The sequence below is a fragment of the Dyadobacter flavalbus genome, from assembly GCF_006149045.1.
Taxonomy (GTDB): domain Bacteria; phylum Bacteroidota; class Bacteroidia; order Cytophagales; family Spirosomataceae; genus Dyadobacter; species Dyadobacter flavalbus.
This window is the reverse complement of sequence record NZ_VBSN01000049.1, coordinates 565361-589332: the sequence shown is the minus strand read 5'-3', so window position 1 is coordinate 589332 and position 23972 is coordinate 565361. Positions and strand designations below refer to the sequence as shown.

Genomic DNA, 23972 nt, shown 5'->3' with positions numbered 1-23972 from the left:
ACAGCCCGCATTAGTTAATTAAACCGCTTTTCAGCAATTTCTGATAATCCGCAGCGGTGTCAATATCGATGCTTCCCGCGGGGAAAGAAACCGTTGTAACGTCACTTTCATATTTTTTTAAAAGCTTTTTGGCACCATCTGCACCGTTTAGTTTCAGCAGTATATCAAAGTATTTTTTACTGAAAAAAACGGGTGTTCCGATTGTATCGTCATAAGCACAGGCCGCAATGCCGGCACCGGTTTCTTCCGACTTTTGAAACAATGCATTGAATAAATCGGAAGTAACAAACGGCTGATCGCTGACTGCAATAATAGCGCCTTTGCCCAAAGGATTTACTTCCAGCAGCTTTGCAATTCCTGCCGCTACGGATGAGCCCATGCCCATTTCCCAGTTTGCATTGAAGGCCTGATGAAATGTTAATGGTTCGAGCTCTTTTTCGATTAAAGTTGCGCCGGAACCCGTTACGACAACAACTTCCCGGCTGGCAGCTTCAACCGCAGCTTCTGCAATATGACAGATCAGGGTTTTATCCTGATATTTCAGCAGCTGTTTGGGCTCACCGAGGCGGGACGAATTGCCAGCTGCAAGAATAACGATGCCGTATTGTGAATTTGACTGCATCATCAGGATTCCGATGTTTGGATCGCACAAAGAAAATCTTCGCGTGCCGTTTTTGCATAATCTACTTTCTGGTCCGTACGGCTGTGAATAGGCTCTGACTTTCCGCGTAACGAAATACCGGTCCGTCCGTTCAAAACCGCCTTGATTTCAGCCAGTACGGACAAGGCAATTTCTTCGGAAGTTTCAGCCCCGATGTCCAGCCCGACCGGCCCGAATACTTTTGACTTTTGCTGTTCAGTAATTGTCATTCCGCTATTTTCCAGTTCATCAAACATCCTTTCCAGCTTTTTCCTGGGTCCCAAAGCCCCGATGTAAATGCATTCTTCCAATGCAATGAGTTCTTTCAGCAAAGCCAGATCGTAGTTGTAATTATGTGTCATCAGCACAAAAAACGTACGGGAATCCACGCTGATCAAGTCCAGAACGCCGGATGATTTGGTTACAAAGACATGTTTGGCTTTTGGAAAACGCTGTGTGGTTGCATGTCCGGCGCGGCCGTCCACAATGGTGATTTCCCAACCCAGCACAGCAGCCATTTCCATCAGCGGAATAATGTCGTTTCCGGCTCCGGCAATCACAAGCAACGGCGGAATTTTCAGGTATTCTACGAATCCGGTGAGTTTCTGGTTCTTGAAACTGAATGTCCTGAAAGCTGATTCCTGTCTTTCTTTTGCCAGATTTGCTTCTTGCTGCAGTATTGAGTCAAAGTCTGTTTCCGCTACATTGCTGACCGTAATTCGATCTGTTTCAAGATCCAGATAACAGGTTCCCGGCTGATTTCCGTTTCTGGATTGAAGTGAAAATAAAGTAATCAGTACCGCATTCTGCCTTTTTTCGGTAATTCTTTTCAGCAGGGCAACCGGATGATTCGGCTGATCGGGAAGAATGGGTTCGAACAGAATATGTACGATGCCGTTGCAGCCAAGCTGAACGCCAAGCGTTGTGTCCGTTTCGTCGGTTGTATCGTAAGTAACCAGTTTGTTTTTCTGCTGCGAAATGGCAAGCAGTGCCTTCCGCAATGCATCGCCTTCCAGACACCCGCCGCTGATCGCGCCGGTAAGCTGTCCGTCGTCCGTAACGAGCATGCGTGCGCCGGGGCGGCGATAGGAGGAACCTTCCACATGTACAACGGTTGCAAGCGCCATTCTTTTTCCGGCGGTTACGGCACGTTCATAGGATTTTATGATGTCCGTAATTTCTTTCATTGCGATGTTCTTTTACTAGTTTGGAAATGATTTGAACGGCATGCGAAAGCTCGTCATCAGTCGAAAACCTGCCGAAGCTGAAACGAAAGGAATTATGGATCATTTCATCCGACAAGCCCATTGCTTTCAGTACATAACTGGGTTCAAGCGTTGCAGACGTACATGCAGAACTTCTTGAAAAAGCCATGTTGCTGCCGGCTTCGAAAATCAGCTTTTCACCATCTATATAACGGAATGAAATGTTAGTTGCATGCGGAAGCCGCAGGCTGTCTTTCCCGTTGATGTGAACGTCGCTTAACGCAAGCAACTGATTTTCAAAAGTATTGCGGAGCAGCATCAACCTTTCGTTTTCAGCATCCATTTCTTCGTTGCATAATTCACAGGCTTTGCCAAGACCAACTATCCCGGGTACATTAAGCGTACCGCTGCGCATGTTGCGTTCATGGCCTCCGCCATCGATCTGTGATATAATGGAAACTGCCGGATGTTTTTTTCTGACAAAAAGCACGCCTGTACCTTTGGGGCCATATATTTTATGTGCACTGAACGTCAGCAGATCAATGTTGTCTGAATTTACATCGACAGGAATTTTGCCCACAGCCTGCGTTGCATCGGTCATAAACGGAATCCGGTATTGTCTGGCCATATTTCCGATTTCCTGAACAGGCTGGATGACGCCGGTTTCATTGTTGGCATACATCACCGAAATGAGAACGGTTTGGTCCGTAATTGCCTTTTCCAGTGCATCAAGATCAACGGTGCCCTGTTCGGAAACGGGCAGATAAGTAACGCGGGTTCCTGTTTTTTCAAGATGCCTGCATGTATCCAAAACGGCTTTATGCTCGGTGGCAACGGTAATGATGTGTTTGTTCTGACCGGAGAAATTTTCCAAAACGCCTTTGACGGCGAGATTGACAGCTTCCGTAGCGCCCGATGTGAATACGATTTCATGTGGATGCGCACCGATCAGCGCGGCCACATTTTCACGTGCGATATCAACGGCTTCTTCCGCTTCCCAGCCATACGAATGCGTACGGCTGGCGGCATTGCCGAACTTCTCTGTAAAATAAGGCAGCATTGCTTCCAGAACCCTCGGGTCCATCGGCGTTGTTGCATTATTGTCAAGATATACGGGCAGTTTCAGGGCCATTCGGTTGCAATGTTGTTCTGATTCAAGAAAGCAAAAACATTATTTATAGTTCAATATAAACAAAAAACCATCCCATTTTAAGCATGAGATGGTTTCTGAAACTAAAACGAACAGGTTAACTACAATTATGAAGATCTTCAGCCATTTCCTTCACTGAGACGGCTTCTGGTTTTACATTGTATGGATATCAATCAGAATAATGGCAAGTACGTCTGTGATAAAATCTGACGCATTAAACGATGCCCGGACAATCCGGTTTTTGTAACCGTAAACCAGAATTTACCCTGATTTTCAATTGATACCCAAAGGAGCTTACAGGCAATTAAAACGCAATTAAATGCGACTTAAAATGCGGTTAAAGTTGAGAAGACGTAACTTTCCCGGTCGGGGCAGGTAAAAAGTGCCAATACTTCCCGGAATGCAGGAATGGTAAATAAATTGGTATCTAAATTGAAACTTATTAATTATTTTTGTGTTAAACCCTACAAGGTTAGTAGATTAATTGTTTCATTTAAATATTAAGATTATGTCACTTCGACTAGGAGATATTGCACCGGATTTTGAGGCAAACACCACACAAGGGCCTATTAAATTTCATGAATGGTTGGGTAACAGCTGGGGATTGCTGTTTTCACATCCGGGTGATTTTACGCCGGTATGTACCACCGAACTGGGAAAAACAGCCCTTTTGACAGGCGAGTTCGAAAAACGTAATGTAAAAGTCCTTGCGGTAAGTGTGGATGACATTGATTCCCATAATCGGTGGATTCCGGATATCAATGAAGTTAACAATACAGAAGTCAATTACCCGATTATTGCGGATGAAAACCGTAAAGTGGCCGAGCTTTACGATATGATCCATCCGAATGCGAGTGAAAGAGCCACCGTACGTTCGGTATTTATCATCGGGCCGGATAAAAAGATCAAACTTACGCTGACATACCCGGCATCCACAGGCCGTAATTTCACTGAAATTCTCCGTGTAATAGATTCTCTTCAGCTTACTGCCAATTATTCCGTTGCCACGCCGGCCGACTGGAATGACGGTGACGACGTGATCGTTGTGCCTGCTGTAAGTACCGAAGATGCTGAAAAGAAATTTACGAAAGGTCTGAATATCGTTAAACCTTATCTGCGTTATACGCCTCAGCCTAATAAATAATTCTGCTGAAAAGCGGTAAACAAAAATGAGGATGTCCAAGCGGACACCCTCATTTTTGTTTATATATTATACGGAAATCAGTTTTCAATTACTTCTTCCGGCTTGGTTACCTCTTCACCATAATAAACCATATGCCTGGCTGCCTGATAATAGAACCAGATGGAAGCGCCCATTGTAATATGGCTGATGTCATTATAGTTGAACCACGGCCCGAAACTGAATTTGAGCGCGTGCAGGCCGGCGGATGCAGCCCCTAAAAAGGTGGCGATGAATACATCTTTGCTGCCCGGATCTTTCTTTCGTTTGTAAACATAGATCTCAATCATAAAAAGCATCAGGAACAGTCCGTAAAATGCATGTATCTCGACAATCAGAAAGTTGAGCGTAACAAAAGTCAGTATAAAGAAAATGGCCAGTTCCACATAATTCAGCCAGCCGAGGATCAGTCCGCCTCTTCGTTGCAGCAGAGGTTTTACATGCCAGATAGCAGCGCGTTCCATCAATGCGACAGCGATCATACTGGCAAACCAGCCCGGGATTTTGCCCCGCATGCCGGTCATATACAAAAAGCCATGTCCCAGAACGCCGCCAATGGCCGTAGCAATTCCCATAAAAAGAAAAAAGTACTGAAGCTGTTTGTACATGCGGTGCGTACGCTGCAGCTTGCCAAGTTGAACAAACGCATAGATACAAATGACAGTCATCATCAGGCTTGAGATAACAGTCGAAGGTTCTAAAATGGTAATTCCGAAAACCTGGATCTGATGAACCTTGCTGAAATCAATGGCAACATCATTCATGTACTGAGGCGTTTTTTTGAGTAAGAAGTGAACAAATCGGTGGCTGCAAGGAGCTGCAATAAAATTATACCAGTTTGCAAATATTCAAATAATTACGCAAAGTCCGGTTGACTGATCCGGTACCGAAATGCTGAAAATGCCTTTTCGCAGACAAAAACGTCTTTTCTGTCTATTATAAAATTTGAAGTTTCAAAGTTGTTATTTCTTTGTAATGAAAATTGTATTTAAACAGGAGACAACAAATAAGCCCTCTTTCCTTCCAGTCTGTATTATGAAAAGAACGTTTTTATCAAAATTCCGGATTGTTTTGCTGACAGTCATGCTGACAGTTTGTGCAGGCAAAACAATGGCGCAGGCTCCCGCGCAGGAAACAAGTGAGCAGGCCGTAAAAGGCAGTTCCAGAATCTCGGGAATTGTACTGGATTCAGCTGCTGCCAAAGGCGTTGAGTTTGCAAGTGTTGCATTATTCAGTGCTTCCGACAACAAGGCCATTGACGGAAACACGGCTGACGAAACCGGTAAATTCTCCATTACGAAAGTTGCTCCCGGCAATTACAAGCTGCTTATTTCCTTTATCGGTTTCAAGGACAAAACCATCGACAACATCAAAGTTGAAAAAGGCAAAGACATTGAACTGGGTTCCATTCAGTTGTCATCGAGCATCCAGAACCTGAAAGAAGTTACGATTACGGGTGAGAAATCGCTGATCGAGGAAAAAGTGGACCGGCTGGTTTTCAATGCTGAAAAAGACATTACCTCCAAAGGCGGCGATGCTTCCGATTTGTTGAGAAAAGTCCCGATGCTTTCCGTAGATCTGGACGGAAATGTGTCATTGAGAGGGAGTTCCAACATCCGCGTACTCATCAACAACAAGCCTTCAACCATCATTGCCAGCAACGTAGCGGATGCATTGAAGCAGATTCCGGCCGATATGATCAAATCGGTTGAAGTCATTACTTCGCCTTCGGCCAAATACGATGCAGAGGGCTCGGGCGGGATCATCAACATTATAACCAAGAAAAACAATCTGCAGGGACTTACGCTGAACATTGATTCCGGCGTCGGCAACCGCGGCACCAACCTCGGCCTGAACGGCAGTTACCGCAAAGGTAAAATGGGTTTTACACTCGGCGGATTTGGGCGTGCATTTTACAATAAAGCAGAATCGTTGCTGGATCAGACTACTTTTTCAAACGGCAATGCATATCTGACTAAGCAGACTTCGGATGCCAAAGACAGAGGGTTGTTCGGGCAGTATACGCTGGGCTGGGATTATGATCTGGGCAAAAATCAGGCATTGTCCGCCGGGCTGCGTTACGGAACCCGAAACTTTATTCAAAAACAGAATCTTTACATCAGCCAGTTTGAAAACAGCATTCTGGACCAAAACTCGCAGCGGAAAGTAGACCGCAAGGATTTGTCCGGAACCGTGGATATGAACGTGGATTACATCCGGACGTTCAAACCGCAGCAGGAGTGGAGCATTTCAACACTTTACAGCAGAACGAATTTAACCAACAATTTCAACACAGACTTGCTGAACGAATCCGGCGCGATCAGCGGCAGACTGAAAAACGATAACAAGAATTACAATACAGAATTTACTTTACAAACAGATTATCAAACGCCGGTAGGTAAAAATCAGCTTGTGGAGTTTGGTGTAAAAGGCATTTTCCGTACGGTAAACAGCAACTTTAAATACTTGACTGCGACGGAATCGGGTGATTTTTCGCTAAGCACAAACAATCCGTCGGGCGTTTTGAATTACAACCAGAATGTAGCGGCGGGCTATGTTTCCTACTCGCTTTCGACCAAAAACAAGTATACTTTCAAGGTGGGAACAAGGTATGAATTTACAGGAATAGCGGCTGATCTGGGTGAAAAAGGCAGTGTAGCCATTCCGAATTACGGAAACATCGTTCCGAGTATCAACGTATCCAAAAGCATTTCGGAAAGTACAACGCTGAAAGCCGCTTATAACCGCAGAATCCAGCGGCCGGGAATCCAGCAGCTGAACCCGAACGTGAACCTTTCCAATCCGCAAAGTATCAGTACGGGAAATCCGGCTCTGAGCCCGGAACTGACGGATAATTTTGAACTTGCAATGAGTACGAATATCAAGAAAACATATGTAAATGCGTCCGTTTTCATGCGGCAGACCAACAACTCCATTACGCAGGTCAGAATGGCCGTGGATACGCTGCAAGGCGCCATTGTAACCACTTTTGAGAATATCGGAAAGCAGCAGGCATACGGTATGAACGTTTTTGCAAACGTATATCTGACTCCCAAATGGACTCTGAACGGAAGCGTTGACGTCCTGCATTCGTACCTGGAAGGACAGGCTGTCACGGAATCCGGCACTTCAGAACTCATCAGCAATTCAGGTTTCAATTATGGCGGAAGGCTGATGTCGCAACTTTCACTGCCGCAGGGTTGGGGTTTGCAGGCGTTCGGCTTTTACCGAGGCAAGGAAATCCAGTTACAGGGAACGCGTACAGGTTTTTACATGTATTCGCTGGGCTTCAAGAAGGATTTCGCAAACAAAAAAGGAAGCATCGGATTTGCTGCTGAAAACTTTGCTACCAAAGGCGTGCGTTTCACTTCTGACCTGAATTCGGCACAGTTTATACAAACCGGACAGACGCAGCTTTACAACCGGAACTTCAAAATCACTTTCAATTATTCCATCGGAAAAATGAACTTCAATGCGCCTAAGAAAAAGACAAAATCGGTAGACAATACGGATGTTGTTGGCGGCGGCGATGCGCAGAAATAACTTTATTTCACTTCTGTTAACGAAAAAAGTCCGGAGCGTACGTTCCGGACTTTTTTCGTTATCTTTTATATAAATTACTGATTTACTTTTCTTCCTTTCAGCGTTTCCCTTTCATTTTTAACCTGCTTCAAAAGGTCTTTTTTTACGAAGAGACGCGTTCCGCTTCCGCCCTGCAAATCGAATGTACGCTCTTTGTATTCAAATTTATTGTTTGGCAGAATGTCCAGAAAATAGTGCTGGCCACTCAGGTTGAACTTCATTCCTTTGGTATCCTGTTGCGTATCGTCCCAGGAAACGTTTATAACGCCGTTATCCGAACTCAGTGCAACGCCGGGCGTAAACGGAAGCACATTGATCGTCTGGATGCTTTTGCCGTTGCTCATGGTAATCTGGCCTTCCGGATTGACCTTGATATCGTTCGGGTCGGAAACTTCCCGGCGGATATTGATGGCTTTGTCATTGAAAAACTGAACCTTACTGATTGGAATATTGGCGGCTTCCAGGTCTCTCCGCAAATCTTCTGTAAAGACAGTGTAATTGGACAAAGGAACGGAATTCATTGTAGTACATGCAGATATCCCGCTGAACAACAGCACGCCGGCAATAAGTTTTTTAATCAGGTTCATACTTGTAATTCGTGTTCTTAAGAACTTGTTTGAAAATTTGATTGAGCAGTTTCCTCGCCGCAATATTAAGAAAAAAGCAAGTCAGTTACCAGTCTGTTGCCTGTCGTTCTTCATAATGATGCATTCCTGACAATGTGTCAGCTTACCGGAAATATGATTGTAATTGGAACGCATATTTTTACGCAGTATTGCAACACAGAAAGCAATTCTAAAATATAAAACCAAAACAGAATAACTATGGAATCAGTGATTCAGGAAAAAGGGAACTTAAGCATTCATACCGAGAACATATTTCCGATAATTAAAAAATTCCTTTATTCGGACCACGAAATTTTTTTAAGAGAATTGGTTTCCAACGCTGTTGATGCTACGCAGAAAATCAAAAAACTGGCTTCGTATGGCGAATTCAACGGCGAACTGGGCGATCTTAAAGTTGTTGTAAAACTTGACAAAGAAGCCAAAACGATCACCATCAGCGACAATGGGATCGGTATGACGGCGGACGAGATCAAGAAATATATTAATCAGATTGCTTTTTCCGGTGCGACCGAGTTTGTTGAAAAATACAAGGACAAAGGCGAAGACGGAAAAGGAGATAAAGGCATTATCGGCCATTTTGGTCTAGGTTTCTATTCGGCCTATATGGTTGCGGAAAATGTTGAAATCGTAACCAAATCCTATAAAGAAGGCAGCGAAGCCGTTCGCTGGCAATGCGACGGTTCTACCGAATTTGAACTGTCGGCAGCCGACAAAACGGAACGCGGTTCTGATATAATCCTACACATTGCTGCGGATTCCGAAGAATTCCTTGATGAACACCGTCTGCGCGGCATTCTTGAAAAATACGGCAAATTCCTGCCTGTTGAAATTGAATTTGAAGATAAGATAATCAACAATCCGAGCCCGATCTGGACCAAAAACCCTTCCGATCTGAGCGATGAAGATTATCTGGCTTTCTATAAAGAACTTTATCCGTTCAGCGAAGATCCGCTTTTCTGGATTCACCTGAATGTGGATTATCCGTTTAATCTGACCGGCGTTCTGTACTTCCCGAAACTGAAAAACGACTTTCAGGGACAGCGTGAAAAAATCCAGCTTTACAGCCGTCAGGTTTTCATTACGGACGAAGTTAAAGACATTGTTCCCGATTTTCTTCAGTTGTTGCACGGTGTGATCGATTCGCCGGATATTCCTCTGAACGTTTCCAGAAGTTACCTGCAGGCCGACGGAAATGTGAAAAAAATAAACGGTTACATTACGCGTAAGGTGGCTGACAAGTTATCCGAAATTTTCAAGAATGACCGTGAAGGTTTTGAGAAAAAATTCGATGACATCGGCCTGTTTGTCAAATACGGAATCATTAGCGATGACAAATTCTACGAAAAAGCCAAAGATTTCTGTTTGCTGAAAAATACAGACGGCAAATACTTCACTTTTGAAGAATACCGCGAACACATCAAGGAAAATCAGACCGACAAAAATGACACGCAGATTTTCCTTTACACCACGGACGAAAACAAGCAGGATGCATTTATCCAGTCGGCAAAGAAAAGAAGTTATGACGTACTGACACTAAACAGCGTCATTGATTCGCACTTTATCAACGCACTGGAACAGAAACTTGAAAAAATCAGCATCAAACGTGTGGATGCCGATACGCTCGACAAACTGGTTGAAAAAGATGTCAAGCTGGAAAGCATCCTTTCGAGTGACGATCAGGAAAAAGTGAAGAAAGTGTTTGAAGAAGTGGCCGGAAGCAAAAGTGCACACGTTCAGGTGGAAGCCATGCCGGTTGACGAGCTGCCGGTTGTCATTACATTTCCTGAATTCATGCGCCGTATGACGGACATGCAGGCAAGTTCCGGACAGCGTTCTATGTTTGGTGACATGCCGCTGATGTATACTGTTTCCCTGAACTCCAATCATCCGGTGATCAGCCGTATTCTTCAAACGGAAGGTGAAGAAGATCAGAAATCACTTGCAAAACAGGTTTACGATCTTGCATTGCTTTCACAAGGATTGCTGACAGGAAATGATCTGACCAAGTTTATCCAGAGAACCGTTACAAGTTTGTAAGTTCTAATTGATATTAGCAAAAAAGGCCTGCATTTGCGTGCGGGCCTTTTTGGTTCTAATTAGTTGCTTTTTCCTGCTGTCAGATAGGTTTGATACTCTTTCAGCTCTTCCCATTGCCCGTCTTTTGCAAAACTTGCCTGCTGCGGCCAGTACGTCGGGTCCTGAATCTGAAACCTGGGGCCGGCCTTTTTCAGGATTCCGGAAAGCATAATGGCCGAAGTTCCTGCCAGCTGTTCAAAAGTGAGTATTCCTTCCTTGTTCAGCAGTTCTACTGTTTTTGGTCCGATGCCTTCAATGAGCAGAAAATTATCGGGTTCAGCAATTGTTTTGATATGATCGGGATAAACAGTTTTGGAAACTTTGGCTACGGTCGGTTCAAACGTGTGTTCATGATGCGTGATTTTGTAATGGGCAAGATCCGCTTTTTTCTGCGTGATTTCCAGATTGATCTTGTAAAGCTGTTTGTTGATAATCGCTCTGGCGCACAGCCATCCGGTACTTGCTGCAATGAATAGCAAGATCAGTATTTCTGCAATTGCTCCTGACAAGCTCTGGGGATTTAGTTCCATTGTAAAAGATATTGCTGTTTATTGATAGCTTTCCAGTTCGCTGCTGATGCGTTTGAGTTTATGTTCCATTTCACTCACTTTCTTTTTGCCGGGCATATAGGCAGCAAGAAAACCTAGGCAAGCCGTAACGGCGATCATCATGATATGTTGCCAGGGAGCGCTGGAATTTCCGTATGGATTAAGATCAAACATGGTCTCAGAAATTTAAAATGGATTATTGAACGAGCGAGGGTAAGCGGCGGCTGGAAAACTGAAATTCGATTCCTCCGACTATGGCATCTTTCCTGTTTCCGTTATTCGATCGTACCTGACTTGAAATCGTGAATATGGAATCGGGCAAACCCTGAATGATCAGGTATTTTTTAATGTTGGAGGCGCGGGCCAGCCCGAGGTTGGAAAAAGTTGTATAGTTCTTTTCGTCCGGCAGATAAGCACCTTTTATCATCACGTATTTCGCCGGATTTGCTTTCAGGTATCTGACCAGGGAATCAAGTTCCGGTTTGGCGGCATCATAATTGGCGGCTGCCTGTGATTTTGCAAAGGTAATATTGCCGGTAGATTCCAGGTTCAGTTTGTTTCCGTCCGTGATGTTGAGCGAGGATTCATCCACAGTTGTGGAACGGTAATAAGGCGTAACGCCGCAAAGCTGTTTTATTTTGCAGACATGCCAGTAAGTTGCCCCAGTCATCCAGGCAACCAGAAGTATCCACCAGAACGCCCTGCTTTTAAACATTTTCCCTGAGAGTAAATTTTATGTACCCTGAAAGTTGTTATTGCTTTTCTAAAAATAACTTTCCTGCCTGTAACTTGCAACAGTACATACTAAAAAGCAAAAAAGCCCGGATATATACCCGGGCTTCTTTACTTATCGGTTCATGGAAATCAGAAACTCTTCATTGTTCCGGGTTCCTTTCATATGTTCGAGCAGGAAATCCATGGATTCCATGGCATTCATATCCGACATATGTTTTCGGAGAATCCAGACTTTCTTAAGCGTTTCCTTATCCAGAAGCAGATCTTCGCGGCGTGTTCCGGATGCCATTACATCAATGGCCGGGAATACGCGTTTGTTTGAAAGTTTGCGGTCAAGCTGCAGTTCCATGTTACCGGTACCTTTGAATTCTTCAAAGATAACTTCGTCCATTTTGGAACCTGTATCAATCAGGGCCGTTGCAATGATGGTTAAAGATCCGCCGTGTTCCACGTTTCTGGCAGCACCGAAGAAACGTTTTGGCTTATGCAGTGCATTGGCATCCACACCACCGGAAAGTATTTTACCGGAAGACGGAACAACCGTATTGTACGCACGCGCCAGACGGGTTATTGAATCCAGCAAAATCACAACATCATGACCGCATTCAACCATTCTTTTTGCTTTTTCCAGAACGATACTGGCCACTTTCACATGGCGGTCAGCCTGTTCGTCAAATGTGGAAGCAATTACTTCGGCACGCACGCTGCGCTGCATGTCAGTAACTTCTTCCGGACGTTCGTCAATCAGAAGTATAAGCAGAAAAACCTCCGGGTGATTACGGGTGATTGCATTGGCGATCTCTTTCAGCAAAACCGTTTTACCGGTTTTAGGCTGCGCCACAATCATACCACGCTGTCCTTTCCCGATCGGTGCAAAAAGATCCAGAATCCTGGTGGAATACTGATCCGGACGGGAGCTTAGTTTAAGGCATTCATCCGGGAAAAGCGGGGTAAGGTATTCAAAAGGAATGCGGTCCCTGATTTCTTCAGTTGTTTTGCCGTTAACGGTTTCAACCCGGAGCAGGGCGAAATATTTTTCACCTTCCTTGGGCGGACGGATCTGGCCCTTTACAGTATCGCCTGTTTTAAGACCAAACAATTTTATTTGTGACGGTGACACATATATATCATCCGGACTTGCAAGATAATTGTAATCCGCCGAGCGAAGGAAACCGTATCCGCCGTCCTGCATGATTTCAAGTACACCTTCATTGACGATCAGACCATCAAACTCTCTAACGTAATTGTTATAGTTGCGCTTGATTTTTGAAGAAGGATCATCGCGGTGATTTTGCTGCTGAGGCGTACGTTCCGTATTTTCATTGTTCTGGCGGAATTCTCTTTCTGCTTTTGGAGCAGGCGAACTTTCCTGAACATTTTCACCGGTTTTTTCCTGATTATTTTCAGAAACCGGTGTTTGCTCGTTTTCCGGCTGGCTGTCGGCTTCTGCTTTGCCTAAGTCGTTCAGTGTGTCACTATCCGAATCATTTTCTCCGGAAATATCTATATTTTGAGGCCTTTCGTCATTTTTGGCCGGAAGTTCTGTCTTGGCAGGAGCATCAAACAACGGTGCGGATGACGCAGCAGCCTGATCTTTTTTATTACGTGCAGGACGGTTATTTCCTTGCTTCACCGCAGGCTCGGCAACATCGGACGGCCGGCGGATTCTTTTTTTCTTGGGTTCTTCCACGGAAGTATCGGCAACAGCGGCCGCTGAAACACCATCAACCTGAACTCCGTCACCGGAATTGCGTACAGCCTGTTCCGAAGGCATTGTGCCGGCAGCCTGAGCGGCGTCCTGTTGCGTCAGAATTCTGTTGATTATCTCTTTTTTAGGAAGTTTCGTGTGATCAGGTATTCCCAAGTTACCTGCTATTTCTCTAAGCTCTGATAGAAGCTTAATGTTTAAATCATCAATTGTAGGCATACATAAAATGGAAAGTAAAGCAAGGGCTTTACCAAATGGATAATAAGTTTGTGTATTTGGTTAGACAAATGCGAGAAGTCTGTCTCGAGGGTCACGTGTTGGTCATTGATATCAGAATAAGAATTTTTTTGTGAAAGCTAGGGTATAAGGCTTTACAAAATGAAAAACTTTGTTGGATCAACTATGAAAAGTTTGCAAAATAATACAGGAAGTAAAGACAATAAATCGGCAAGATTTTTAAAACCTCGATAACGTTGAAGATTACCGCGAGATGGAATTTGGATTTACAAGTCGATACTGGACTCAGTGTGACGAAGGTAACTAAATAAAAGTGTAATTGCAAATTTTCAGGCTAAAAAAATTCAGGCTAGGGATTTTGCCTCTAAATTGAAGAAAAAAAGCCGTTATCCGCGCATTATAATAGAAAATGAGCCAAAAAGTGTCTGCATCAGGCAATTAGTATTTATTGACAGAATGTATGATTTTTGCATGCAATATGAATGTTGTAATTGATTCAGGTAATACGTATTCAAAGATCGGCTGGTTTCAGGAAGAAAAACTGATACGCTATACGAAAGGCCTAAGTTTTGAAGAACTGGTCCGGACCGTGCGCTCCAATGTTCCGGATAATATTTTTTATTCGTCCGTAAACCGTCCGGTGGAGGAATTCAGAGAAGCACTCGGGCTGCTGGTGCGGGTTTATGATCTTTCGGCCGAAACGCCTTTGCCGATCATAAAAAATTACGATACGCCGCATACACTGGGAGCAGACCGGATTGCTGCTTCGGCAGGTGCCAATTTTCTTTACCCGAATGAAGATGTCGTTGTTGTGGATATGGGAACCTGCATTACTTATGACCTGATTGACAGTACCGCAACTTTTCAGGGCGGACTGATTTCTCCCGGTGTAAAGATGCGATTTAATGCCATGCATACGTTTACTAAAAGGCTTCCGCTTGTGCAGCCCGAGGAAAATCCGGAACTGATCGGGAAAAGTACTGCGGCAGCGCTTCAAAGCGGCGTAATGAACGGCATTTTAGCAGAAATGAACGGAATAATTGAAAGGTACCGGCACAAATCACCATCTTTACGCGTAGTACTATGTGGCGGGGATGCTGCTTTTTTTGAAAGTAGCATGAAACAAGCCATCTTTGTACCGGAATTGGTTTTAATAGGATTGAACAGAATTTTAACATATAATGTCTCTTTACAGTAGATTCAGAATACTCACATTTGCAATTACACTCACCTGCAGCTGTACTTTCCTGACTTCGGCGCTCCAAGCGCAAGGTTTGGGCAATTCTCCTTACTCTTCTCTGGGTATGGGTGAATTTTATGGTGAGTCATATTCTGATAATACAGGAATGGGCCAGTCCGGCGTAAGTACCAGTTCGGGTTTTCAGGTCAATAACCTGAATCCTGCCTTATGGGTACGAAACCGGTTTACAACGCTGGATATCGGCTTGATCGGTCAGTACAAGGACATTGTTTCGGGAAGTAAAAACCAGCGTAACTCGGGCGGCAATCTGGGTTATGTATCTTTGTCTTTCCCGGTAAGTCCCAGATGGGCACTGGGTGTAAGCCTTAAGCCTTACACTTTTGTAGATTACGAGAACACTTCTACGCGCGCCGTACCCGGGACGCCGGCTACTGCACATTACAGTACTACCGGAAAGGGCGGCATCAACAAAGCTTCTCTTACCAATTCATTTCAGATTGGCAAATACCTGAGCATCGGTCTGGAGAGTTCATACTTTTTCGGAAACGTGCGCAAAGCTTCTGAAGTGGTTTTGCCACAAGGGACACAAGTTAATCTGGAGAATGATTATCTCGTAAGTTTGAATGAGCGTACCACTTATTCGGATATTTCTTTTCGCGGCGGCGCGGCTCTGCGGATTCCGATTAAAAAGAACAATAAGCTGAACCTGAATCTGGGCGGTGCTTACAGTTTAAGTACAAGCATCAATGCAAGTCAGACAACTTCGTTTGATGTTACACAAAATACATTTAATATCGTAGATCCCGACACATTGATCAATAATGCCGGCGGCGGACTGAAAACCCCGGAACAGTATCAGGTTGGTGCAAGCCTTGAATGGCCGTTCAAGCTTGTGATTTCTGCGGATTACAATCGTCAGTCGTGGTCCAAATACAGAAGCATTGCCGGAACCAATGATGGTCTTAAAGATGTAGGCCGTGTTAATGTTGGCCTCGAATACTTACCGCGTTTTACTTCATTGAACTATTTTGATCTGGTAAGGTACCGCATCGGTTTCAGTCATGGCAAAACGCCTTATTCCATCAATAACCGGGATGTAAATGACACCAATGTAAGTCTCGGCTTCACTTTCCCAATGGGACGCGGTTATCAGAATTTTCTTTCCATTGCCCTTGTGGCAGGACAAAGAGGAAATACAGGCAACGGCATGATCCGCGAAAGATACGGAAGAGCCGTGCTTGGCATTACTTTGCTTGAAAGATGGTTTGTAAAACAAAAAATCGATTAAGCCGGAGTTTATGTTCAGCAGACTTAAATATAAAATCTGGAAAAAAGGAGATAAATTTTTATCTCCTTTTTGTGTATTGCTGTGCAGCTTCCTGCTTGTAACTGCCTGTGAAAGTAAGAAGAACAAAATCGGTGCGCTTTATACGGGTCCGCTGGAAATTGTCAATAATGTGGAAGTAAAGTACAGCGAGCAGGGAAGGCTCAAAGTACTGATGAAGACGCCGAAGTCGTTTCGATATCAGAATGAAACCAAAATTTTTCCGGATACCATCAATATCAGTTTTTATGATTCTCTGGGAACTGTTGTAACGCGCCTCCGTTCCGATTCGGGAAGATACGACCAGAATGCGGACGTTTACATTGTGAAAGGAAATGTCCGCGTTGTGAAATCCGAAACGCAGGAAACGCTGACTACAACGGAATTAAACTGGAGTCCGAGAACCAGAAAGGTTTTTACAGACAAGCCGCTTGCCGTTAAAAATACCAGAACTTCGGAAATAACCAATGCAATCGGGATGGACGCCGAACAGGATTTTACGCGGATAAAATTCAGGAAGGCAACGGGTATTTACAAGTTTACAGGACCTTAATCCGGCTTGCAGTTCTGCAACGCATTCTGCACGTAAGTAATCGGCGTATACAGGCTGTCTTTTCCCCATTTCATACTTACATAGCTTACAATCTCTGCAATCTCGATTTCAGTCAGCTTTGCATTCGCAGGCATTGGACGGTTGAATTCTTTTCCGTTAACCAGAATGGTTCCTTTCATTCCGTTTCTGATAATACAGGCAATACCTGATCGGTCAGCCAGTTTTTTGGAGCCTGCAAGCGGCGGGTAAAGATTGGACATTCCTTTACCGTCTGGCTGATGACAATTGGAACAATTGGCCGTGTACAAATGATAACCTTCGACAAAGTATTGCTCGCTTTTTAATTCCTCGGCATTCTGGCAGGAGGCCAGTACGCACAGAGCCATGAAGGCAGCAGCTTGTTTTATCATTGCAAATCGGAACATTTACTTGGTGTTGTATTCTTCCTGCAATGTTTTGATATCGGCAATCAGCTTTTGTGTGCCTTCTTCCGTTGTTCCGTCATACATGCCTCTTACATGCTTTTCCTTGTCAACAAGAATAAATGCGCCGCTGTGAATATAACCGCCTTCGGCAGATTTGTCTTCCTTGGCCGTTGAAAGATAACTTTTCTGGCCAATTTCATAGATTTTCTCTTTCTGGCCGGTCAGAAACTGCCATTGCGAACCTTCAACGCCGAGATCCTGCGCATATTTTTTGAGCACTTGCGGCGTATCATGTTCCGGATCAATAGAGTGGGAGAGGATCATAACATCCGGTTTTCCTTTTATGTCATTGAAAACCTTGATCATCTGACGTTTCATTACCGGGCAAATCGTCGGGCAGGTTGTGAAGAAAAAGTCCGTTACATAAATTTTTCCTTCCACCAGTTTTTCCGAAACGGTATCGCCTTCCTGATTTACAAAAGAAAAGGGCGGAATCGTATTGTAAATTGTATCGACAACTTCTTTTCCGTCAACCGTTTTGGTAACGGTATCTCTTTCTCCGTAAATCGGAAGTTTCCTTTCACTATCGGAGCATGCTGAGAATCCTGCCACAAAAACGGTCAGAATAAATAGGTATATCAAATTGAACCTTGAGTTGTATGCCATAACTTACTTCAGGAATGTTTCAGCTTCCTGTATTGATTTTAATGTTGTTTGTTTTACGTTCAGTATCTTTTCCTTCTCTTTTTCAAAGTAGGCCAATGCCTGATCTGATTTGAGCTTCTTTGCAGAATCTCCGCGGTATTCATGCATCCACTTCATCATCAGTTTATCCGATTCGTTCAGTTTCTGGTTCAGGTCAACGGCTTTTATTCTCTCTTCGGCAAAGGTAATGCTGCTGATTCCTTCGTTCTGAAGACTGTCCATATGCTGGATTTTTCTGGAAAGCTGTGACTTTAAAGTCATAATCTCATCCATTTTAGGCATTACTTCATCGTGCAAAGTCAGTACTTCAGTTTCAAGGCCTGTAATTTTATCTTTCTCTGCATCGCTGTTACATCCGTAAACAAGAAACAAAGCAGCAGCAGCCAGTAAATACTTTTTCATTTTATGAGGTTTATTCTGTTAAACTGAGGGTTATATTGAAAATTTTATTCCTTTGAAATCATTTCCCTTGCATTGATCAGAACGGCTTCCGAAGGATTATGTCCGCCGATCATTTGTGCTATTTCCTGAACGCGCTCGTCAACCGAAAGCTTTTTGATCTTGCTTACCGTTTTGTCAGAAGAATGATCTTTATAAACGAAGTAATGCGCATTTCCGCTGCTCGCAATCTGATGCAAATGCGTGATGGCAATAATCTGGTGATTATGGGACATTTTCAGCATCATTTTTCCCATTTTTTTTGCCGTTTCCCCGGAAACGCCCGTATCAATTTCGTCAAAAATAATCGTAGGAAGTTTCCGCTTGTCCGCCAGAATGTATTTGATCACCATCATCAGCCGGCTGAATTCCCCGCCGGAAGCGACGTTTTTAAGCTCCTGCGGGACAATTCCCTTGTTGCCGGAAAACATAAAAACAACAGAATCTATGCCGTTGACGGACGGCGGTATTTCAGAAATCTGAATGGACAAAGTAGCATTGGGGATTCCAAGTTCCGCAAGCCGGTTCAGAATCAGCGATTCAATTGCCGCCGTTACTTTATGCCGTTTGGCGGAAAGCGTGCCTGCACTTTTCAGCATTTTTTCTTTCGTCTGCAAAGCCGCTTTTTCCGCTTTTATCAATTCGTCGTCGAGGTTCATCACCAGGCTCAGCTTGTTTTGCAGCTCTTCCTGTATTTGCAGCAACTGGCTTACCGAAGATGCCTGATGCTTTTTGGATAAGGAATAAATCAAATCCAGCCGTTCCTGTACAATTTCGCTCCGGCTGCGGTCCACTTCCACGGAACTGTTGACCTGATCAATTTCATCGGCAAGATCACGCAGTTCGATCAATGAACTTTGCGCTCTTTGTCTGAGCGAATCGTATGCCGGAACCAGTTTTGCAGCTTGCCCGAGTACACCGATTGCACTTTTCAGCAATTCCAGAATTGAATTTTCAGGATTATCAAAATAGGCATGCGCAAGTTGAAGCTTTTCCCGGATTTCAACGGCGTTTTCGAGAATTGTCAGTTCCTGTTCCAGTCTGTCCTGTTCATCCGCCTCGAGATTTGCATTGCTTAATTCCTGAAACAAAAACTGGTCATAATCAAATTCCTTGCGAAGCTGAAGTGCTCTTTTCCGAAGGTCTTCGAAAGATTTTACAGCCTCGCGGTAAGCCTGATAATGCGTCGTATAAGTTTTCAGCAAACCTGAATTATCCGCATAGGAATCGACCACTTTCAGCTGAAATTCATTGTTTCCGAGCATAACGGAATCATGCTGCGAATGAATATCCAGGAGCTGGCCACCAATCCGCCGCAGCGCATCCAGATTAACAGGCGTGTCGTTAATGAAAGCACGTGATTTTCCGGCAACCGAAATTTCCCTTCGGATAATACATTCATCCGAAAAGTCCAGATTTTCATCCTCGAAATTGGGTGCCAGATCATAGCCGGAAAGGTTGAAACTTCCTTCTATAATGCATTTTTGACTGGCATCATAAAGTGATTTTACATCGGCACGATTGCCCAGAAGCAAGCCGATGGCACCAAGCATAATGGATTTTCCAGCACCGGTTTCACCGGTTATGATATTAAGCCCCGGATCAGGTGACATCTCCAGTTGCTTGATCAATGCGTAATTTTTTATCAGTAAATTAGAAAGCATGACTATTTCAGGCAGATTACCGGAGATCGAGCAATCATGCCTTCAAGAAGGAAAGTCATAATAATGTCTCCGATACGAATATAGTTACGATATCAACAAATAGAAAATCAATCCTGTTCGTAAAAGTAATTTTATTGTTTAAGCTGCACGGCATCATAAACAATTTCATACAGATCGGTTACAGCCAGATTGTGCAGATGATTGCGCGGATCACGGATCAACAGGTGATTTTCAGTCAGGGATTCCAGTTTCCCGAAATGTGTATTTCCATTTTGCAGGACGGCATGAATGTCGCAGCCAAGCAGTTTTTCGGATAAAGGATGAATTTTACCCGCACGGACGCGCGTCAATCTTTTACTCATAAAATGATCTGGAAAATGCTTGTTACCGGGTTAAAGCGTGAGCCTTTGATAAAGCTGTGTTTTGGAAGGGTCGAGGCTTACGAGGATATTGTATGCCTGCGCCCTTTCTTCAGGTAAACCTTCAATCAGGATTTTATACAGTTCATCCGATTTTGCATCAAAAAACGAATTGATCACCACGCTTGCCGGTCTGAGCTGATTTACACTGCTCAGGATATCCAGAAATTCCAGTACGCTTGCACGTGTTCCAGCAGGGTTCTGAATGGCAATATCAAGGCCTTCGCGGTAATACTTGTACATTCCTTCCCGGAAAGGCGTGAATTGCTGGCTCATCAGGTTTTCAATCAGCCAGTAGCGGTTGCGCGTGTCGCCGTTGGAGTCCCATCCTCTTTTGTTCGGAGAAGAATTACGTGCCTGATTTACAAGGTTAAAGGCTTTCTGAACATAAGGCGAGCCGCCCATTCTGCTGAAAGAATCGTAATCAAAGATAAGTGCGACATTTGCATAAAATGCCAGAATATAAGGCAGTTCTTCAGTGTAACTGTTTTCATTGAAATACAGCTGCGTACTCGGCAAATAGGAGAATGTAAAATTCTTGTCTACATAAGTAAAAAGTACCGTTTCGTAACTGGAATTGTAAACCGGCCTTGAAACCACAAGCTGTGCGTTCCCTTCATAACTTCCCTGGTTCAGGGAACGCGTGAGGTTCACGTTGAGCTTGCATTTGATTTTTTCTTCTTTGTTAAACTCGTCGTTTGTCCAGCGCGTATTGTTGAGAAAATCGTTCATGTAAGTCTGCAATTGACTCATCGACTGCGGATCTGTTTTTTGCTGGGCAACGAGCTGCTCATAATTCAGGTTAACCGTAAACTGAAATTCCTGTGCGTATAAACTTTCAGGAGCTTTTAAAAAGAAAAACAGCAACAGTAAAAAAAGTATCTTTTTCATGCCTCCATCCATTTGGCTAAAACAATATTTAAAATATCACGGGCAACATCTTCCTTTGATTTAAGGTTGAAATGGCTCACATTTTTGTCTTTGTCAATAACGGTAATTTTGTTCGTATCGTGTGCAAAGCCAGCGCCGGGATCGTTCAGCGAGTTCAAAATAATGTAGTCAAAATTTTTCCGTTCCAGCTTGTCGATGGCATATTGCAGTTCATTTTCTGTTTCCAGCGCAAAACCGATGAGCAGCTGATTTTCTTTTTTCAGCTTTCCGAGTGTTCCGGCAATGTCCGGCGTACGCGTCAGTTCAAGGCTCATTTCGGAACCCTGTTTTTTGATCTTTTGTCCGGCAACGTATTTGGGTGTGTAATCGGCAACAGCAGCAGCAAAAATGACAACATCATGCTGGTCAAATTCCGCACTTGCAGCCTCAAACATTTCCTTTGCACTTTGCACCGAATGCAGCTTAATCGACTGATCCGCAGATTTCAGACTGGTCGGGCCGCTGATCAGCGTTACGGATGCGCCGGCAGCTGAAAAGGCCGAGGCAATGGCATAACCCATTTTTCCCGAGGAACGATTGCCGATATAGCGCACCGGATCAATTGCTTCCAGCGTCGGGCCGGCAGTGATCAGTACTTTTTTCCGCGCAGCAACCGGAACTCTGGAAAAGAATACCGAAAGCTCGTGAATGATCTTTTCCGGCTCCGCAAGCCGCCCTTCACCGGTGAGCCCGCTGGCCAGTTCGCCATGATCCGGATCTATGAAATGGTTTCCAAATGAAATTAAAGTATGGATATTCTGTTTGGTCGTTCCATGCTGAAACATATCCGCATCCATGGCGGGTGCAAAAAAAACCGGGCATCTTGCAGACAGGTAAACGGCTGTAAGCAAGTCATCACAATTTCCGGTTGCGCATTTGGACAAAGTTTTTGCGGTTGCAGGCGCAATGATGATTGCATCGGCCCAAAGCCCAAGTTCGACATGATTATTCCATGTGCCGTCCGCATCGTTGGAAAATGAACTGAAAACCGGATTTTTGGACAACACGGACAAAGTAAGCGGCGTAATAAAGTCTTTTGCCGACTCGGTCATGACCACTTTAACTTCCGCTTCCTGCTTAACCAGCAGCCTGACAAGCAATGCAGCCTTGTATGCAGCAATACTTCCGGAAACGCCGAGCAGTATTTTCTTTCCTTTAAGATTCAACTCGTATTCTGATTATTGAAGTGGAACGGATTATGAAGGTATAAAGTTACCTTTTACATTCAGATTTATTTTGGTTCATACATAAAAAAGCAGCCGCAAAATACTCTTGCGGCTGCTTTTTTATGTTTCCGATTATTCTTCCGAATTCTCGCGGTAGCTGTGATACGTTTTGCCTTCTATGAATTCATCGATAGCAATGCTGCCTGCTTTCGGCATGCGTTCGTAAAATTTGGAGATTTCGATTTGCTCTCTGTTTTCAAAAACTTCTTCAAGGTTATCTACGCCGGATGCAAATTCTGCCAGCTTGTTATTCAGCTCTTCTTTCATTTTGCTGGATATCTGACGTGCTCTTTTTGAAATTACTGATACCGACTCATATAAATTTCCGGTTACGTCCGCTATTTTGTCCGTATCCCGCGTGATAATTGATGGATTCGTTGCCATAATTGGTTTTATCTAGTTGAATTTTTTAATGTAGTGATTAAGTCCGGTTTACTGCGCTTTTGCTTCCGGAGTAGTCGGAGCAGTTACTTTCGTCGGTTTATTATCCGGCTCGGGCTCGGTTTGCAGTAATTTCTGTCTTTCCAGATCAGCCTTTGCAATAACTTCTAATTGTTTCTGACTGTCTTCAAACATCCTTTCCGCATCCCTGTTGAATTTGCCGGTCGGATATTTGTCGATCAGTTCCTGATAAAATTTGATAACGTCCTGATAACGATCTTTTTGCTTGCCGGTAAAACTGTTGGAAGCCAGATTGTACTGCGATTCGACTTTCAAAAATGCAAGCTCTTCATTGTACTGCGAATCCGGAAAATCCTTACGGAAATTCTCAATGGAAATAACAGCCGATTTCAGGGACATCATGTTAAAATCGCTGACCTTATGATAAAGCTTGGCTCTTTCGTAAGCTTTTCTTTCCAGCTTTGACCGCAGTTCCAGTATGTATTTTGTACATTCTTCACGGAACGCGCTTTCAGGATAAGTATTGATAAAATCCTGCATGGCAGAAATGGCCGTAAATGTACTTGTCTGATCGAGATTGTAAGGCGAGGAATCCTTGTAAAGAGAAAATGCATGCATATACAATGCTTCCTGAGCATAATCACTGCGCGCATAAGTATCATAAAACTTTTTAAACAGAAACTGGCTCGTATTATACTGGCTCTGCTGATACTGCGTATAGGCATAATAGAACTGCGCCAGTTCGGATTCGGTACTTCCTTTAAGCAGCGGAATCAGCTCTTCGAACAACAGGCCGGATTTGTAAAAATCCCCTTTTTTGTAGTATGACATGGCAGCATCATACTTTTCCTGGTCCGTACCGGTTTTCTGTAATTTAGAAAATTTACTGCAGGAAGTAAAAACAAGAAGCGTGATAAAAAGCAAGAAATAACTTGCTAAACTGTTTTTTCGCATATTAACTGCAAAGGTAATAAAAAAAAGCTACACCATTCCTAACG

The 23972-nt window shown here is 43.9% G+C and carries 24 protein-coding genes; 6 read left to right on the top strand and 18 right to left on the bottom strand.

Annotated elements, in window-relative coordinates:
- Positions 1-10 precede the first annotated feature (10 nt).
- Genes FEM33_RS18185 through FEM33_RS18175 form a run of 3 tightly spaced genes read right to left on the bottom strand, consistent with a single transcriptional unit; the run spans position 11 to position 2971 of the window.
- Positions 11-625 (bottom strand): nucleotidyltransferase family protein, encoded by a 615-nt coding sequence (locus FEM33_RS18185; protein ID WP_229214304.1) that lies wholly within the window; start codon positions 623-625, stop codon positions 11-13.
- Complete coding sequence (locus FEM33_RS18180) at positions 625-1827, bottom strand: XdhC family protein (protein ID WP_139013397.1); 1203 nt, start codon at positions 1825-1827, stop codon at positions 625-627. The genes FEM33_RS18185 and FEM33_RS18180 overlap by 1 nt, the downstream gene beginning before the upstream one ends.
- Positions 1793-2971, bottom strand: coding sequence for a cysteine desulfurase family protein (locus FEM33_RS18175; protein ID WP_139013529.1), 1179 nt, complete (start codon positions 2969-2971; stop codon positions 1793-1795). Before FEM33_RS18175 ends, FEM33_RS18180 begins: the two co-directional genes overlap by 35 nt.
- Before the next feature lie 532 nt (positions 2972-3503).
- Between FEM33_RS18175 and FEM33_RS18170 the strand changes: the two genes are divergently transcribed.
- Entirely contained in the window at positions 3504-4139 is a 636-nt protein-coding gene (locus FEM33_RS18170; protein ID WP_139013396.1) for a peroxiredoxin, read from the top strand.
- A 77-nt stretch (positions 4140-4216) separates the two neighbouring features.
- On the opposite strand, the gene FEM33_RS18165 is transcribed toward FEM33_RS18170, so the two are convergent.
- Positions 4217-4939, bottom strand: coding sequence for a DUF6962 family protein (locus FEM33_RS18165; RefSeq protein ID WP_139013395.1), 723 nt, complete (start codon positions 4937-4939; stop codon positions 4217-4219).
- Positions 4940-5210: 271 nt separating this feature from the next.
- On the opposite strand from FEM33_RS18165, the gene FEM33_RS18160 reads away from it, so the two are divergent.
- Positions 5211-7718, top strand: coding sequence for a TonB-dependent receptor (locus FEM33_RS18160; RefSeq protein WP_139013394.1), 2508 nt, complete (start codon positions 5211-5213; stop codon positions 7716-7718).
- 74 nt (positions 7719-7792) lie between these two features.
- Here FEM33_RS18160 and FEM33_RS18155 read toward each other — a convergent pair whose 3' ends face one another.
- Positions 7793-8344 carry a hypothetical protein gene (locus FEM33_RS18155; protein ID WP_139013393.1) on the bottom strand — a complete coding sequence of 184 codons (552 nt, stop codon included), beginning with the start codon at positions 8342-8344 and terminating at the stop codon, positions 7793-7795.
- Positions 8345-8581: 237 nt separating this feature from the next.
- Here FEM33_RS18155 and htpG point away from each other — a divergent pair, with 237 nt between their 5' ends.
- The gene (htpG, locus tag FEM33_RS18150) at positions 8582-10420 is read left to right on the top strand and encodes a molecular chaperone HtpG (RefSeq protein WP_139013392.1); all 1839 of its coding nucleotides are present in this window, start codon (positions 8582-8584) and stop codon (positions 10418-10420) included.
- A gap of 59 nt (positions 10421-10479) precedes the next feature.
- Here htpG and FEM33_RS18145 read toward each other — a convergent pair whose 3' ends face one another.
- The 4 genes from FEM33_RS18145 to rho all read right to left on the bottom strand — a co-directional run bounded on the left by FEM33_RS18145 (position 10480) and on the right by rho (position 13669).
- Positions 10480-10989, bottom strand: coding sequence for a helix-hairpin-helix domain-containing protein (locus FEM33_RS18145; RefSeq protein ID WP_139013391.1), 510 nt, complete (start codon positions 10987-10989; stop codon positions 10480-10482).
- 18 nt (positions 10990-11007) lie between these two features.
- The gene (locus FEM33_RS26445) at positions 11008-11181 is read right to left on the bottom strand and encodes a hypothetical protein (protein ID WP_161597183.1); all 174 of its coding nucleotides are present in this window, start codon (positions 11179-11181) and stop codon (positions 11008-11010) included.
- Positions 11182-11203: 22 nt separating this feature from the next.
- Complete coding sequence (locus tag FEM33_RS18140) at positions 11204-11722, bottom strand: OmpA family protein (protein WP_139013390.1); 519 nt, start codon at positions 11720-11722, stop codon at positions 11204-11206.
- 132 nt (positions 11723-11854) lie between these two features.
- Positions 11855-13669 (bottom strand): transcription termination factor Rho, encoded by a 1815-nt coding sequence (rho, locus tag FEM33_RS18135; protein WP_139013389.1) that lies wholly within the window; start codon positions 13667-13669, stop codon positions 11855-11857.
- A gap of 496 nt (positions 13670-14165) precedes the next feature.
- Here rho and FEM33_RS18130 point away from each other — a divergent pair, with 496 nt between their 5' ends.
- The 3 genes from FEM33_RS18130 to lptC are packed head-to-tail and all read left to right on the top strand — an operon-like array spanning position 14166 to position 16765.
- Positions 14166-14885, top strand: a complete 720-nt coding sequence (locus FEM33_RS18130) for a type III pantothenate kinase (RefSeq protein ID WP_139013388.1) — start codon at positions 14166-14168, stop codon at positions 14883-14885.
- Positions 14869-16176 carry a BamG family beta-barrel-assembly machinery protein gene (bamG, locus tag FEM33_RS18125; RefSeq protein WP_229214303.1) on the top strand — a complete coding sequence of 436 codons (1308 nt, stop codon included), beginning with the start codon at positions 14869-14871 and terminating at the stop codon, positions 16174-16176. Before FEM33_RS18130 ends, bamG begins: the two co-directional genes overlap by 17 nt.
- A gap of 10 nt (positions 16177-16186) precedes the next feature.
- Positions 16187-16765 carry an LPS export ABC transporter periplasmic protein LptC gene (lptC, locus tag FEM33_RS18120; RefSeq protein ID WP_229214302.1) on the top strand — a complete coding sequence of 193 codons (579 nt, stop codon included), beginning with the start codon at positions 16187-16189 and terminating at the stop codon, positions 16763-16765.
- On the opposite strand, the gene FEM33_RS18115 is transcribed toward lptC, so the two are convergent.
- The 9 genes from FEM33_RS18115 to FEM33_RS18075 all read right to left on the bottom strand — a co-directional run bounded on the left by FEM33_RS18115 (position 16762) and on the right by FEM33_RS18075 (position 23928).
- On the bottom strand, positions 16762-17175 hold the full coding sequence (locus tag FEM33_RS18115; RefSeq protein ID WP_201747791.1) for a c-type cytochrome: 414 nt from the start codon (positions 17173-17175) through the stop codon (positions 16762-16764). The two genes, lptC and FEM33_RS18115, sit on opposite strands and share 4 nt — an antisense overlap.
- 15 nt (positions 17176-17190) lie before the next feature.
- Positions 17191-17856, bottom strand: a complete 666-nt coding sequence (locus FEM33_RS18110; RefSeq protein WP_139013387.1) for an SCO family protein — start codon at positions 17854-17856, stop codon at positions 17191-17193.
- Positions 17857-17859: 3 nt separating this feature from the next.
- Positions 17860-18297 (bottom strand): viral A-type inclusion protein, encoded by a 438-nt coding sequence (locus FEM33_RS18105; protein WP_139013386.1) that lies wholly within the window; start codon positions 18295-18297, stop codon positions 17860-17862.
- Between the two features lie 44 nt (positions 18298-18341).
- Positions 18342-19997 (bottom strand): DNA repair protein RecN, encoded by a 1656-nt coding sequence (gene recN, locus FEM33_RS18100; RefSeq protein WP_139013385.1) that lies wholly within the window; start codon positions 19995-19997, stop codon positions 18342-18344.
- Between the two features lie 131 nt (positions 19998-20128).
- Entirely contained in the window at positions 20129-20359 is a 231-nt protein-coding gene (locus tag FEM33_RS18095) for a hypothetical protein (RefSeq protein ID WP_139013384.1), read from the bottom strand.
- 30 nt (positions 20360-20389) lie between these two features.
- A complete protein-coding gene (gene porD / locus FEM33_RS18090) occupies positions 20390-21307 on the bottom strand; it encodes a type IX secretion system protein PorD (protein ID WP_229214301.1) in 918 nt (305 codons plus the stop codon).
- Complete coding sequence (gene coaBC / locus FEM33_RS18085) at positions 21304-22512, bottom strand: bifunctional phosphopantothenoylcysteine decarboxylase/phosphopantothenate--cysteine ligase CoaBC (protein WP_139013382.1); 1209 nt, start codon at positions 22510-22512, stop codon at positions 21304-21306. The genes porD and coaBC overlap by 4 nt, the downstream gene beginning before the upstream one ends.
- Positions 22513-22644: 132 nt before the next feature.
- Complete coding sequence (locus FEM33_RS18080) at positions 22645-22956, bottom strand: DNA-directed RNA polymerase subunit omega (protein ID WP_139013381.1); 312 nt, start codon at positions 22954-22956, stop codon at positions 22645-22647.
- Between the two features lie 48 nt (positions 22957-23004).
- Complete coding sequence (locus FEM33_RS18075) at positions 23005-23928, bottom strand: outer membrane protein assembly factor BamD (RefSeq protein ID WP_139013380.1); 924 nt, start codon at positions 23926-23928, stop codon at positions 23005-23007.
- Positions 23929-23972 lie beyond the last annotated feature (44 nt).

Bases quoted from the DNA above. Each gene is read 5' to 3' on its own strand.
- FEM33_RS18185 (WP_229214304.1), bottom strand. From the start codon at position 625: ATGATGCAGTCAAATTCACAATACGGCATCGTTATTCTTGCAGCTGGC.
- FEM33_RS18180 (WP_139013397.1), bottom strand. From the start codon at position 1,827: ATGAAAGAAATTACGGACATCATAAAATCCTATGAACGTGCCGTAACC.
- FEM33_RS18170 (WP_139013396.1), top strand. From the start codon at position 3,504: ATGTCACTTCGACTAGGAGATATTGCACCGGATTTTGAGGCAAACACC.
- FEM33_RS18165 (WP_139013395.1), bottom strand. From the start codon at position 4,939: ATGAATGATGTTGCCATTGATTTCAGCAAGGTTCATCAGATCCAGGTT.
- FEM33_RS18160 (WP_139013394.1), top strand. From the start codon at position 5,211: ATGAAAAGAACGTTTTTATCAAAATTCCGGATTGTTTTGCTGACAGTC.
- FEM33_RS18155 (WP_139013393.1), bottom strand. From the start codon at position 8,344: ATGAACCTGATTAAAAAACTTATTGCCGGCGTGCTGTTGTTCAGCGGG.
- htpG (WP_139013392.1), top strand. From the start codon at position 8,582: ATGGAATCAGTGATTCAGGAAAAAGGGAACTTAAGCATTCATACCGAG.
- FEM33_RS18145 (WP_139013391.1), bottom strand. From the start codon at position 10,989: ATGGAACTAAATCCCCAGAGCTTGTCAGGAGCAATTGCAGAAATACTG.
- FEM33_RS26445 (WP_161597183.1), bottom strand. From the start codon at position 11,181: ATGTTTGATCTTAATCCATACGGAAATTCCAGCGCTCCCTGGCAACAT.
- FEM33_RS18140 (WP_139013390.1), bottom strand. From the start codon at position 11,722: ATGTTTAAAAGCAGGGCGTTCTGGTGGATACTTCTGGTTGCCTGGATG.
- rho (WP_139013389.1), bottom strand. From the start codon at position 13,669: ATGCCTACAATTGATGATTTAAACATTAAGCTTCTATCAGAGCTTAGA.
- FEM33_RS18130 (WP_139013388.1), top strand. From the start codon at position 14,166: ATGAATGTTGTAATTGATTCAGGTAATACGTATTCAAAGATCGGCTGG.
- bamG (WP_229214303.1), top strand. From the start codon at position 14,869: ATGTCTCTTTACAGTAGATTCAGAATACTCACATTTGCAATTACACTC.
- lptC (WP_229214302.1), top strand. From the start codon at position 16,187: ATGTTCAGCAGACTTAAATATAAAATCTGGAAAAAAGGAGATAAATTT.
- FEM33_RS18115 (WP_201747791.1), bottom strand. From the start codon at position 17,175: ATGATAAAACAAGCTGCTGCCTTCATGGCTCTGTGCGTACTGGCCTCC.
- FEM33_RS18110 (WP_139013387.1), bottom strand. From the start codon at position 17,856: ATGGCATACAACTCAAGGTTCAATTTGATATACCTATTTATTCTGACC.
- FEM33_RS18105 (WP_139013386.1), bottom strand. From the start codon at position 18,297: ATGAAAAAGTATTTACTGGCTGCTGCTGCTTTGTTTCTTGTTTACGGA.
- recN (WP_139013385.1), bottom strand. From the start codon at position 19,997: ATGCTTTCTAATTTACTGATAAAAAATTACGCATTGATCAAGCAACTG.
- FEM33_RS18095 (WP_139013384.1), bottom strand. From the start codon at position 20,359: ATGAGTAAAAGATTGACGCGCGTCCGTGCGGGTAAAATTCATCCTTTA.
- porD (WP_229214301.1), bottom strand. From the start codon at position 21,307: ATGAAAAAGATACTTTTTTTACTGTTGCTGTTTTTCTTTTTAAAAGCT.
- FEM33_RS18080 (WP_139013381.1), bottom strand. From the start codon at position 22,956: ATGGCAACGAATCCATCAATTATCACGCGGGATACGGACAAAATAGCG.
- FEM33_RS18075 (WP_139013380.1), bottom strand. From the start codon at position 23,928: ATGCGAAAAAACAGTTTAGCAAGTTATTTCTTGCTTTTTATCACGCTT.